12 protein-coding genes and 1 pseudogene are annotated in these 12,904 nt (G+C 48.4%); 4 read left to right on the forward strand and 9 right to left on the reverse strand.

Going from position 1 to position 12,904, the window contains the following annotated elements; genetic code table 11:
- Nucleotides 1–30 precede the first annotated feature (30 nt).
- From KA369_07960 to KA369_07985, 6 genes are all read right to left on the reverse strand, one after another.
- Nucleotides 31–948: a hypothetical protein gene (locus KA369_07960; protein MBP7735892.1), complete on the reverse strand. Its 918-nt coding sequence runs from the start codon at nucleotides 946–948 to the stop codon at nucleotides 31–33.
- Nucleotides 949–954: 6 nt separating this feature from the next.
- Complete coding sequence (locus KA369_07965) at nucleotides 955–3,105, reverse strand: FecR domain-containing protein (protein MBP7735893.1); 2,151 nt, start codon at nucleotides 3,103–3,105, stop codon at nucleotides 955–957.
- Nucleotides 3,086–5,758, reverse strand: coding sequence for a HAMP domain-containing protein (locus KA369_07970; protein ID MBP7735894.1), 2,673 nt, complete (start codon nucleotides 5,756–5,758; stop codon nucleotides 3,086–3,088). The genes KA369_07965 and KA369_07970 overlap by 20 nt, the downstream gene beginning before the upstream one ends.
- A 179-nt stretch (nucleotides 5,759–5,937) precedes the next feature.
- Entirely contained in the window at nucleotides 5,938–6,102 is a 165-nt protein-coding gene (locus tag KA369_07975; protein MBP7735895.1) for a hypothetical protein, read from the reverse strand.
- Between the two features lie 76 nt (nucleotides 6,103–6,178).
- Nucleotides 6,179–6,757, reverse strand: coding sequence for a hypothetical protein (locus KA369_07980; protein MBP7735896.1), 579 nt, complete (start codon nucleotides 6,755–6,757; stop codon nucleotides 6,179–6,181).
- A gap of 8 nt (nucleotides 6,758–6,765) precedes the next feature.
- Nucleotides 6,766–7,671, reverse strand: a complete 906-nt coding sequence (locus KA369_07985; GenBank protein MBP7735897.1) for an EcsC family protein — start codon at nucleotides 7,669–7,671, stop codon at nucleotides 6,766–6,768.
- 309 nt (nucleotides 7,672–7,980) lie between these two features.
- Here KA369_07985 and KA369_07990 point away from each other — a divergent pair, with 309 nt between their 5' ends.
- Complete coding sequence (locus KA369_07990) at nucleotides 7,981–8,625, forward strand: hypothetical protein (GenBank protein ID MBP7735898.1); 645 nt, start codon at nucleotides 7,981–7,983, stop codon at nucleotides 8,623–8,625.
- Between the two features lie 176 nt (nucleotides 8,626–8,801).
- Complete coding sequence (locus KA369_07995) at nucleotides 8,802–9,377, forward strand: arginine decarboxylase, pyruvoyl-dependent (protein MBP7735899.1); 576 nt, start codon at nucleotides 8,802–8,804, stop codon at nucleotides 9,375–9,377.
- A gap of 28 nt (nucleotides 9,378–9,405) precedes the next feature.
- Here KA369_07995 and KA369_08000 read toward each other — a convergent pair whose 3' ends face one another.
- The 3 genes from KA369_08000 to KA369_08010 form a co-directional block, all read right to left on the reverse strand.
- Nucleotides 9,406–10,425 (reverse strand): sensor domain-containing diguanylate cyclase, encoded by a 1,020-nt coding sequence (locus KA369_08000; GenBank protein ID MBP7735900.1) that lies wholly within the window; start codon nucleotides 10,423–10,425, stop codon nucleotides 9,406–9,408.
- Between the two features lie 103 nt (nucleotides 10,426–10,528).
- Nucleotides 10,529–11,185: a rhomboid family intramembrane serine protease gene (locus KA369_08005; protein MBP7735901.1), complete on the reverse strand. Its 657-nt coding sequence runs from the start codon at nucleotides 11,183–11,185 to the stop codon at nucleotides 10,529–10,531.
- Nucleotides 11,182–11,517 carry a cupin domain-containing protein gene (locus KA369_08010; GenBank protein MBP7735902.1) on the reverse strand — a complete coding sequence of 112 codons (336 nt, stop codon included), beginning with the start codon at nucleotides 11,515–11,517 and terminating at the stop codon, nucleotides 11,182–11,184. The genes KA369_08005 and KA369_08010 overlap by 4 nt, the downstream gene beginning before the upstream one ends.
- An 84-nt stretch (nucleotides 11,518–11,601) precedes the next feature.
- Between KA369_08010 and KA369_08015 the strand changes: the two are divergent.
- Nucleotides 11,602–12,218, forward strand: a pseudogene (locus tag KA369_08015) (uracil-DNA glycosylase).
- Between the two features lie 4 nt (nucleotides 12,219–12,222).
- Nucleotides 12,223–12,888, forward strand: coding sequence for an MBL fold metallo-hydrolase (locus tag KA369_08020; protein ID MBP7735903.1), 666 nt, complete (start codon nucleotides 12,223–12,225; stop codon nucleotides 12,886–12,888).
- Nucleotides 12,889–12,904 lie beyond the last annotated feature (16 nt).

A 12,904-nucleotide genomic window follows, 5' to 3' on the forward strand; every position in this document is an offset into this window, starting at 1 on the left:
GCGCAGGTTTCTGCATATGAAAATTATGAATTAAATCCTGAATCCGATCATGGCGTAATAGTGAAGTGTTTGAAATATCTTATTGTTATAGAAGACAAGATAATAGTCCGTTCCGATATTGAGACTCATGGCGTATAGGAAATTCAATTCTATGGATACTCCCGCCTTCGCGTAAGGATCCAGAGATTCAACCTTCCCGTTTATAAGGGGAATCCCTATTGCGTTGCTGCGGGTATATTTCTGGACTGAATATGACACGCCGCCGCCCAGACGAAAATAAAAACTGATCGGGGCTTTCAGTCTGGTTTTCATAAAAAGATTTATACCGCCGGTTATCGTCATCAGCTTCGATTTGAACTGAACCGAGTTGTTCCCCGCGTAAATACAGTACTTCCCGTCAAGCTCAATGCCCATGAAGCGGGCGAAGTTTTTAGACTTAACGGCCTTCGAATCGCCGAAATGGAAACCCAGGGTCCCCATATACCCCAGATACTGCAATGTAAAGGTACTGTTCTTGTACATTGAATTCCAGGAGGGGAGGAGCATATTGTAACACACGCCGCCATTAATTTTTATCCCGGCCTTGCCCGGATATGTATTCGAAAAGAACTTCGTTCTTTCAGTTTTTCGGATTTCAATGCCGTCCCAATCGGTCCAGAAGCTGACCTTTTCAAATTTATTAACTGCGCCGATCCTGATCTGGTATTTCCCCGGGGGGAGCATGAAATCAACATAACTGGTGGGAACGGTCTTGTCCAGGACAACTGCATCATCGGCGTCCTTAATTTGCACCATGTATCGAATGATGCCCTGGACGCTTTCCCATTTTATCCGTATGGTTTTTTCCTTTTTTTCTTTGGCAAGGGCAGGGGATAGCGCTGCTGCTGCAACAGCAACCGAGGTTATCATGAAAAGCAAGAAATTGAACTTGATCGCTTTCAGTTTCATACGTCATTATTCCGTATTTATTATTTTATTTGAATCAAGTTTCAAGTCTTTTTTTATTCCCAACGTTATTTCAAAAACTGCCCTCGCTTCTTCACTCTTGCGCTTCATCCGGTTGGCAGCCGCGTCCATTTCAAGGGCCTGTATGGTCCACATGAACTTTCCTTCGTCAAGCTTGTTCAATGCGGCGAACTTGAACGCGTTATTCCTTGTTTCAAACGTGGCTATTGAGTAATGAATGCCGCCCCTGAACTGGTAAAGACCTACACGATAGAGATTTGCCCCCTTTACCGGTCTCCATGAAAAATCAAGGGTGTCTTTAGTCAGCATGTTGACCGTGCTTCCGGCACCGGGACCTACGACGACGGGCGTATCGAGCAGGCTCACCACCTCGAAGGAATTGACAGGGCTTGTGAGAATTGCCTCGTTCTTTTCATCGACAAGTTTTACACGCCAGAAATATTGGCCTTCATCTATTTTCGGAATGACCGTGGACAAGTCTGATGTCGACATTTCCTTTACGACAGCTGAGAAGTCCCTGCTTTTTGAGAGTTGCACCGAAAATTTTCCATCCAGATCGGTTTTAGACCAGGAGAAATTCACGTCCGAGGTCCTTTCATCTTTCGGATTGGCGATGATGGCCCTGTCAACCGGTTCAATCAGCTTAATGGAGCCCGTATCCCCGACCTTGAACCTTGAGCGTCTGGATAGATCGGTCGTGGTACCGTCTCTCATCACTCCCCTGAGCGCCCAGTAATAGGTGCCCTGGTTCATTTTTTCGGTTAGACGATATGATGTATTCTTGCTGCTTCTTTTAAATATAACCCTGGACAAATCACTGTCTTCGGCGATCACGATATTCGTGTCGACGATCGCCGGGTCCTTCACCCACGTGAAGTTAAGCCCTTTCTGGACAATCGATTTCGGGTGGACCGATCTTCCAGAGGGCGGGTAAACCGGTTCCGGTGGCTCTATCGATTTTGTTTTTGCCACCGTGAAGGTATAGACAGGCGACGAGGCATTGCCGCTCGTCTGATCCGTTTCAGATATGTTGACGACCTTCCAGAAGTAGGTGCTCTCCCCGAGGTTGTTCAATGATATCTTGTTACCCTCGACCGTCGTATTGACCGCGGCGGGCGTCATTTCAGGCTTTGATGAAATCATCAGCTTGTACCGTTGGACCGATTCGTTGCGCGACCATATGAAATTTATCATCGGTTTCGCATCCCGGAATTTTATGATCGACCTGTTTGGCGGGGAAATCAGCGTGACGGGCCTGTCATTGACAACGGTGAATTTTCTTATTTCACTGGTTTCAATCTTTTTTGTGGCGTTGTTAATGGCTGTCACGCGCCAGTAGTAAACGCCTATATCGAGCCTGGCGGCGGCAGCGGCGCCATTGGACTTTACCTTTATGAATGGGTCCGCAAGGGCGGGATTCGCCGCGATTTCGAGATAGGTGCTGTAATCTCCCTTGATACGCTCCCAGGAGCAGGGGACAGTTGTTTTCCCGCCATCGGAGGGGATATACCGGTTATGTTCGGGGCTTATGAGCTTTATATTGAGATCGTAGAGACGGATGGTATCCTTGCCGGCCAGTATGTTCTGGTTTTCGTTGATAACTTTTTCTTCCTTTCCGCTCCTGAGCGTCGCCTTGCCTCGATTGACCGTCATCTGGAGCTGGTTGTCACGATCCTGGGACAGGCTCACGTCGCCGTTTGACAGCGATACCGTCGATTCGCCTGATTGAATATTGACCTTTTGCTTGCCGTCGGCTTTCTTTCCGCTCTGCTTGGCGCTTATGGTGCCCTGGATGAACTTGATATCCACTTCCTTTTCCGAAATGGCCAGGAGAATCATGCTGTTCTCGCTGAGATTGATGACCGTGCCGTCAACGAGCTTGATCGTGGCTTCGGAGTGATCGGCAGTGCGAACGGTATCGTAATTGTACAGGCTCGATCCCTTGGTTATTTCATCCCATACCACCTGGGATGAATATTTTCGTTCTGCCGTATTGCGCTTTGATGTTATCTGGCCGATAAGCTTGGTGCTGCCCATGCCGGAACGGTACATTATATCCGCATATAGGAGATAGCCGAGGACCGAGAGGATGGCCATCCCTATGACGAAGATAACGACATCACTTTTCGATAATCTCATACTTCTCTTCACCGCGTTCTATCATTTGAGTGACGGCATCATCAGACAACAGGTCCTTTTGATCGATGCCGATGAGGGACTGCATGTCACGGAGGGTCTTGGGCCGCGCCGGATCGTCCTTTCGTCCCAGAATGGCGTAAATCTGCTGAGGCTCCATTTTCCCTTTGACCTTTATCTGCTTCATTTTTTCGACGGCAAAAATATCTTTTACGAGTTTATAGGAATCTTCACTTATGAGTATATCGGTACCGAAGGGCTTGTTAAGCTGCTCGATCCTCGACGCCAGGTTTACCGCGTCGCCGATGACTGTATATTCCATCCTGTTCTCGGATCCGATCTGACCGGCGAGGACCGTTCCGGTATTGATCCCGCATCCGATGATGATGATCGGCTTCTTGGTTCCGCCTCGGCCCTTGTTGAATTCAATGAGCTCCTTTCTCATCATGAGTGCGCTGTTGACGGCGTTCTCCGTGTCGTTGCCCTTGGAAATGGGAGTTCCCCATACTGCCATGATGGCGTCCCCGATGAATTTATCTACGATACCGTCGGATTTTTCAATGCACGAAACCATTTTTGTCATGTAGATGTTTAGAAATTCAACGACCTCTTCCGGCTCAAGTTTCTCCGAAATTGCCGTGAATTGACGTATGTCAGAAAAGAGTATGGCCACCGTTTTGCGTTCGCCGCCGAGACGCAGGTCATCGCGGAGGGCGGCCTCGGCTATCTCCTTGTTTACGAACTTGCCGAAGGCGCTCTTGATGCGTTCCTTTTCCTCAAGTCCTTTCCCCATCTGGATGAAGGTGCTGGTCAGCTGGCCGATCTCATCCTTCGTTGTAGGCGCAATGTCCACATGGTACTGTCCCTCTATGATTTTCCTGGTGGCTCCGACAAGCCGGATAATGGGCGTCGTTATGGTCTTCCCGAAGAAGAATATTATCAGAATGGCTCCGGTGAGGACGATTCCCATAATGATCATATTCCGGCGCTGGATGTCATAGACGGCCTCAAAGGCCTTTTTCTCATCGGCCGTGGCGATTATGCCGAAGCCGCCCATGTCGATCTTTTTGAAGGAGCCCAGGTAGTAGATACCTTTTGAGTCCTTGTAGCGGGTCTGGCCGTTATCGATCTTGCTTTTCATCATCATGCTGCAGATGGGGAGCGTCGCGTAGTTGGTCCCGCTCTTGATGACATTTGCGTCTGGATGGGCAATGACATCGCCCTTGAAATTTACCATGAAAACCTTAGTGATGCCTGCCGTGGCGAACGTTTTCATCAGATTTTCAAGGCGGATATAGCTGATAATTATCGATTTTACAGCTCCGTTGACGTCGCGTTCATGGGGAAAGCTGAGTGAGAACACGGTATTGTCCAGGTACGGCGATACGTTAATAATAAGATGTTCCCCCGAGAAGGAGAGTGCCTGCAGCTTTTTATCATTGATTGTATTGATATCGTTTTCATTGATCAGAAATTTGTTCATCAATGGCGTGTTATAAAAGGTTTTATCGAATTTCTGAGCACCGGACTTTTCGTCCTGCCGGGCGATGCCGGTAAAAAGCACTTCTTTCCGCCCCGCCTCGAGAATGCTCTCCTCGCCTGCGGTCGTTCCTTTTTGCTCCTTGAGCATTACGGACGACATGATCTGGTACTTCTCGATTTCCGATTTTATCTTGAGGGCGATAACCTCGGAAATCTGCAGGTTGCTTTCCTGTACGCGTATCTTGTTGTCATTCCTGAAAAAATAACTGGCAAGGAAAATCATGCCGGTCAAAGACGCGAAGATGATTAACGATATTATCGATATGAGCTTAAAACGTATGGACCTGTAAAAAGGTCCGGCACCGACCTCGGTTATCTCCACCGGCGCCGCGAGAGCTGTTTTTACTTTCCCGGGCTCTTTCTTCGATTCTTTCTTATCATTGGATACTTCCCCGGTCTCGCCGGCTTTTGCGCCGGCAGCTGCGGCAGTGGTTTCTTTTTTCTGCCTCGATGTGTCGGGTTTGGCTGCAGGCGCAGGTTTCTGCTCAGCCTTGGCAGGTACCGGTATAGGAACAGCAGGTCCGGCGGCCGGTACCTTCCTCAAATGATCCGGTCCGGCATCCCTGGAGATTACAACGGAACGGTCAATCCTTACCGCATCCTTGATTTTGCCGGCATCATCATCAGGCTGTGAATAGGTTTCCTTGAAAGCTTCAATAAGCCCCTTGTAAGTATTGAGCTCTTCCGCGTCCTTTTTTATTTTCCGCACCGTCTCAATGGCATCATTGACGCTCCTGCCGTTGGCTATGTGGATGCATGCTATAAGGGGCAGGGCAAACCTGGTCCTGTAAGAGATAATCAGACACCCACCCCCGGCGAGGGCTTTTTTCAAATCTTTAACCGCAGCCTTTAAGACATTGACATGCTGTGCATCGGGTGTATCGAAATAGAGGCTCATCACCTGAATTCCGCTCCTTGTGAGGGCATTCACCATGGAGAGATAGATTTTTGCGTCCACCGGTTCCGAAGAAACTATGCAGGCAGTTTTGACGCCGTTTTCAATAAGTAGCTTTGACTTAGAACCGGAGAGGGCCTCTCTGATTTGTCCATCTGTAACAAAATCAGGCAGTATTTCCAGGAAGAGTTTATTATTTGAGGTAGTTTTTGGTTTCATAATAATTATCTAAATTCATTATAAATTTGACAGTTTAAAGTTAGCTAAGATCATTAAAAATATCATAAATTATAATTCTATTTTATGACATTAACATCAATAATGTATATTATATTTTATACATAGTGAATGATTTTATAATTGTTAAAAAATATCAACTAATATATACATCGGCTATTTTATCGCAGTGACTCAAACACTTTGGCGACATCCCAAGCCATGGCATTCAATAGATTAATGGCCATTACGCGCGTTGAAGGAGAATTTTTAACATCTGCATTACCGCTGGAAAGCTTTTCAATTACCTGAGCTATCTTGTTATTTTGTTCATTTGTATATTCCATGGCATTCCTGTTTTATTATTATAATTAATTAATAAATGATTATATGCAGTTTTACAACAAGCCTATTTTTTCTGACTCAAGTCAGACCGATTGTGCCATAATCAGTGAATATCTCCTTCTTCCAGAACGGCTCCACCATTTTAGATTCACTGCCATGAGCGGCAAGGACCGACATGAATCGTCCCACGTGTTCATGGCCGCAAATGAACACTATATTCATGTCAAGAACTTCCCTCAATCGTTCATACCAGAATTCTTCCCGCTTTCGCCAATACGTTTTGGCCATTTCCACAGCAAGGCTGCGCACCTTTTCTCTGAGCACCCTGTCCAGTATATAGGACGGTGGCGCGGCATATTCTGCTTTCGCCCTTTCAAGGAGCTCGCCGAAGTAGGGAATGCCGAGGGCTTCAAGCTCCTTTTCGCCGGGATCGCAATATCTGTGCCGAATCCCCAGCATCAGGGAAGCCTCAACGGCTGTCCCAGCCGTCGCGTTATAAACATCATGCAACGCCTCTTCGCTGAACTCCTCGGCTATGACATCTACGGCAAGATCGCGGCATACATCGATAATATAGGACCGGAATTCAATCCTGATCGGCTCCGGCACCGGTCCATCATATTGCACCAGGTGATCTACACCGATTAGATATACCATGGCATGATTTACCGATAAAGAAAATTGGAAGACAGGCGTTTAACCCGGGCACTGGACGCAAATATAGAAGAAACCGAAGCTTCGGCGGCTACTTTGTTATCAAGATGAAGCTTTCTGAAAATCATATAGGCCGAAGTCATGGTGCTGCTCATCAGCCAGTAGTTAAAACCGGCGCCAACGACGGCGCCGATTACGGGAATTAATTGGGTGATCTTTCGTTTCGAAATGCTCTTCGCGATATGGGCCGGAATGTTACCGGTCGAGTGTTCGAGAAATTTCAGCAATAACGATGTCTTTGAACGGGCAGCCGCCTTGGCATAGGCCGCTTTCCCGGTCATGGCAGCAGCCGCGAAATGGAGATCAGCCAGGGCGGCGGTTTTTGCTGCTGCGGAGCCGCAGCAGCCGGCGCTGTAAATGCCCATGACCACAGGGGCCATGGACGGGTCCTTCATGTCGAAGCCGTACGCCGATCCTATCTGTTGTATAGTCCTGAACAGAATTCCCATGATCGCCGGGATGTCCGCCGCGACAAGGGCCAGGCCTCCCAAGCCGCAGCCGGCGCCTTCAAGGGCGGCAATGATTTTTCCGGAGCTAAAAAATCCCCGGGCAATCCTGTCAAGATCCCGCATGTCCTGTCCCGCCAGATCTGAAATGGAATGAACATCGAGTCCCGCTCTTCTAGCTTTTTTTATAATGCTTTTTTCCGTATAGGTCCAGTATGATACGTCCTTCAGCATCTCCATAAAACCGATCACCGCCTTCTCCACTGCCAGGCGTAACGGCCTGGGTACATTATCGATGAACAGGGTGACGGGCTTTCCCACCGAATCGATGGTTTTATGGCCCAAGCCCGGCTTACCCTTTTCCCACTGACGTATCTCATCCAGTGCCTTGATTTCATATGTGCTTAACATGGGCTATCCACACTCACCTGTTAAATGCAGGCTGATCATGATGATCAATGGACTTATCTTTATCAGCCTGGTGTTTAATATACTGCAATGATGCGAGGCATATCAAATAAAAAAATGAATACACATCATTTTTTTATATTTTAATAAACAAATAGCTCTAATTGTCTTAAATTAAATTGCTTACTTAATCGATTTTTCAGGCATCAGTTTTTACAAATCTCAATGATTATTAGCTTGATAATAAATATAATTAATATACTGTGTCATTAGAAACAATTGTTTTGGGATGTTCAGGGATATTGTAAAGATATGACCCTTGAGGAAGCCGTTAAACAGAATAAAAAGATAAAAATACTGGCCTATTCGGTGAGCGATTACGTTGAAAGCCGAATGAAAGAGGTGCTTGGCCTTATATTCGATAATTTCGAAAAGCCTGAATTGGTTCCACCGGTGTACACCTGCTTGAAAGAGCTTGTCATCAATGCGGTCAAGGCGAACTTCAAAAATATCTATTTTGAAGGCTACGCATCGAAAAATCGCTCGGAAAGCGTGATTGATTACGAAATGGCCTTAAAGCTTTTCAAGCTTGAGCTGAGCAGGGAAAACGCCGGCAGCCTTGAGCGCCTGGCCCGCGATTATGACATGCGGGCGGAGGTGGTAATTCAATCTGTTGAGAATTGCCTGAACATCACGGTATCAAACCCGGTCGAAATGACCGATCGGGAAAAGACAACAGTGCAGAACAAACTTCAAAGCGCCAGCCGGTATTCCGATATTACCGAGTATTTCGCTGAAAACGATGAAGAGGTGAGCACCGAGATCGATGAAGGGGCCGGCCTCGGCCTGATCCTCATATCCATGATGCTCCGGAGCATGGGGGGCAACGACCGCGATTTTGTCATTACCTCTGAGAACCACAAAACCACCGCATTTCTCAGGATCCCCGTCAGATAAGCCGCGAAATCCATAAGGATCAAATCCTTTGAGAGGCCGTCAAAAATTGAATTTTGAAATTTTTTTTTCTTGTTTTATTTTCAGATATGCAAAAATGTGTCTTGTTTTTAAAACAACTTGTCATCCAAAGTGACATAAAATAGTATTCATTATATTTTACGGAATTAAGAGGCGGTATGGTCCCCAGTAAGTTGTTTCTCACAAAAGGCGTTGGCGTTCACAAAAATAAACTTTCATCATTTGAGCTTGCATTGAGAAATGCCGGCATAGAAAAGTGCAACCTCGTTTACGTATCCAGCATTTTACCGCCCAAATGTAGAATTATACCCCAGAAAGAGGGGGTCAAACTGCTCCACCCCGGACAGATAACATTCTGTGTCATGGCTCGAAATGAGACCAATGAGCCCAACAGGCTGGTATCAGCGGCCATAGGCATTGCGATGCCACGGGACCAGGAAAACTACGGCTATCTGTCGGAACATCATTCCTTTGGCGAGATATCCAAGGTTTCCGGGGATTTCGCAGAAGATCTGGCGGCAACCATGCTGGCATCAACCCTGGGTATTCCCTTTGATTCAGACCAGGCCTGGGACGAGCGAAAACAGGTCTACCGCGCCAGCGGACACATTTTCAAGACGCGCAACATATCACAGTCCGCGGAAGGAAATAAAAACGGCCTGTGGACTACGGTAATAGCCGCCGCGGTGCTGCTCGTTGATGAGAAGAATATCGTAAAATACAAAAACGAATAATACGCGAGAGCCGTTATCCCGGCTTTTTTTAAAATAAAGCGCCCACCGCGTTCTTCCCCTTGTCCTTGATATTGAACATAGCCTTGTCGGCCACCGAAAGAAGTCGGGTTAAATTTGTCGCGTCTTCCGGATAGGCAGCGACGCCGAAGCTGGCGCTCAACCTTGCGTTAATTCCCCTGTTCGACAGATACACGGTCTTTACCATAAGGGAGCGGATTTCCTCCGCCTTGTCTATGGTCGCTTTCCTGTCAAAACCTGGAAGGACAATGACAAATTCATCGCCCCCGTAACTGACGCCGAAGGCTGGTTCTGACAAAGCCTCGATGATGGTATGGGCCACTTCCTGGATCGCCTGACTCCCGTTGAGGTGGCCATGGGCGTCCACGATTTTCTTGAAGTTGTCCAGGTCCATGAAGATGAGCCCGAAGGGTTTGTTCGTATTCTTGCTTGTTTCAAATAATTCAGACAACCGGCTGTATAAATAGCGGGTGTTGTACAGACCGGTAAGATTATCCTTGTTCGCGAGGGTCTGAATATGCTGATAATGACGGGTATTTTCAACAGCTATGGCAGCATAATCGGCCACGAACATCAGGAGAGACAGGGCTTTCTTGCTGGTCTTATACGGATTTATGGCCTCAATGACACCCACTGCCTGGTTCCCGAACACCAGGGGCACGCACATTACCGACTTTGTGACCTTGCCCGATATGCGATCTATCTGGTCGTTAAAATACTTGCATGTGCGCACATCATCCACGACCATGGGCGTCTTTGTCAGGGCCACCTGCCCGGCGATGCCCTGTCCCATGGCTATCCTGATATCCTTGACCTCTTTCATGTCGAGATCGATGCTCAATTTGAAGACCAGCTCGTTCTTTTCGCGCTCCACGAGCATTAGGGACCAAATGTCGGCCGGGATCAGGTCAGAGAGCTTTTTCAGTATGGTGCCGAATAGCCTGTTCTGGTCCAGTTCCGAGGTCAAAGCCTTGCCCAGGTCCATGCAGGAACGCAATTCACGGCGCGATAGGTGCATTTCACCGTACATGGGCCACTCCGCGTTTCATATCATTTGAGATGATCGGTGCTGATAGGGTCTCGCAACGCATGTCATTAAATCGAAATATCTCCGGTTTTTTACAAGAACTTTTTTATACCGGTTCACCGATGCGAATAAATGGCAGGATGAGCACTCCCAGGACAAGGCCGATGACGAAGCCGATGGCGTGGGCGAGGTAGCTCACATGGGGATCGAAGGTGGTCGGAAACATCATGACAAGAGAGAAACCAATGGCCCTGAAGAGTCGCATCGGCACAGTATGATCGACATCATGGTGGATGTAAAAAACGAGCCACAGAGCCACCATGCCGTAGGCCATGCCAGAAGCCCCAAGCAGTTTTATGGACGGATCATAGACCGCTATTGTCAGCAGGTTGGTCAGTAACCCAATTACCAGTGAAACAGCGGGAAAAACGATCAGGCCGAAATAGGCCTTCAGCATCCATCCGAATACGAGAAAAATCAGGGCGTTACTGAATAGATGGTACAGGTCCCCGTGGGTGCAGAGAGATGTAAAAAGCCTCCAATACTCATGGTGCTTGAAAATGGAGTCTCCGCTCAGCCACAGGTAGTCCCCGGCAGCAGATCTGTTATAAACCGCGGTGGCCAGATAAAATATCAGGAATAGTATCAGCGCCGGTATGGCGTTGCGCAGCGAAGGGAACCGGGCGAGGGGTCCCGGCGGACACTTCGGTTTTTCCTTGAAATCCTCGGGATCCGGGAAATCGTCATCTTCAAATTCGTTCATTTCTTAGGAATATAATCCTCCCGAATGGGGTTCCACGAATCAACGGCGATAGTGAACTCATCAAGGACCCGTCCGCTGTGGACTGTGCCGGAGGGGACAACAGCCACATCCCCCCTTTTCATTACCCTCGTATTGCCAGCGACGGTCAGCTCCAACGCTCCTTCCAGAACAAGGCTGATCTGCTCATGGTGGTGGCTATGCTCGGGTAGGACCGAGCCAGGCTGCATTTCCACCCAGGTGATCATAACGTTGTTCAGGTGAGCCTCTTTAAAAACGAAACCCTTGAGCGGGCTGATACCTTCTTTTGTTTTGAAAGAATCAAAGTATTCCATGGCTATTCTCCAGATTGATGATTTTTTCATTATATAGATGTAGGGAATATTTGACAAATACAAAATATACAGGATGATTGCCCCATGGAGACGAAGGAACAGATGCTTCAGGCCCTCAAGGCCGAGGTCGCGGGTTGCTCACGCTGCAGGCTTGCCGGAACCAGGACCATGACCGTGTTCGGTGAAGGCAATCCTGACGCTGAGGTCATGTTCATCGGCGAGGGCCCCGGGAAGCAGGAGGACCTTACCGGCCGTCCCTTTGTCGGCCGCGCCGGTGAGCTACTGACAAGGATCATCGAGCTGGGCATGGGCGTTCCCCGCTCTTCAGTCTTCATCGCCAACCTGGTCAAGTGCAGGCCCACGGTGGACATGAAATTCGAACGAGACAGGCCCCCCGACAATGATGAATTGACCGCCTGTTCCCACTTTTTCGGCGCCAGGTGGAGATCATTCAGCCCCGCGCGATCGTGGCCCTGGGCAGTCCCTCGGCAAAATTTCTTCTCGACACGTCGACCGGCATCACCAAACTGAGGGGGAACTGGGGCTCTTTCCATGGCATCCCCGTGATGCCGACGTACCATCCCAGCTATCTACTCAGGAACGGCGGTGAAGCCAGTCCCCTGCGCAGGGACGTGTGGGACGATATCAAGAAGGTGCTGGGCAAACTCGGGAAACCGATACCCAAAAAACGAAAGGAGTGATTGCATGAAAGTCTGTGAAGGTGTGTACTCATATGTGTGGAAGGGATATTTCGTCAACAACGCCAACATGTTCTATTTCGGCGAACCCCTCAATATCCTTTTCGATCCGGGCCTCAAGAACTACCTGGACATGCGCTTCGAGGAAATGAAAAAGGACGGCCTTGATCCGAAGAACATCAAATTCTGCGCCAACACCCACTGCCATCCCGATCATTTCGAGGGTTCCCTGGAGTTTGCCAAAAAGAAGATACCCATCGCCATGCATGAAGAGGAGATCACCTTCTACAATAAATTGGGGCCGCAATTCTTCCAGATGTTTGGCATGGCCTTCCCGAAGCTGGAGTTCGATATTGTTTTAAAAGACGGCCTGTGGACCGTCAATGGCACCGACCTTGAGATCTATCACACGCCCGGTCATTCCCCCGGATCGGTCTGCATCTACTGGAAGGAGAAAAAGACCCTCGTCTGCGGAGACGTTGTCTTCGAACAGAGCGTGGGGCGGGTCGATTTTCCCGGAGGCGACGGCGAAAAACTCATAGAAAGCATCAAGCGCATATCGAAGCTTGATATCGAATATCTCCTGCCGGGCCATATGAACATCATCACCGGGGCAAGCGCCATACGAAAAAACTTCGAGATGATCGAGAACTATTATTTTTCCATGATGTAGGGAAGTGCGGTTCCTT

It is taken from the genome of Spirochaetota bacterium (assembly GCA_017999915.1).
Classification (GTDB): domain Bacteria; phylum Spirochaetota; class UBA4802; order UBA4802; family UBA5550; genus RBG-16-49-21.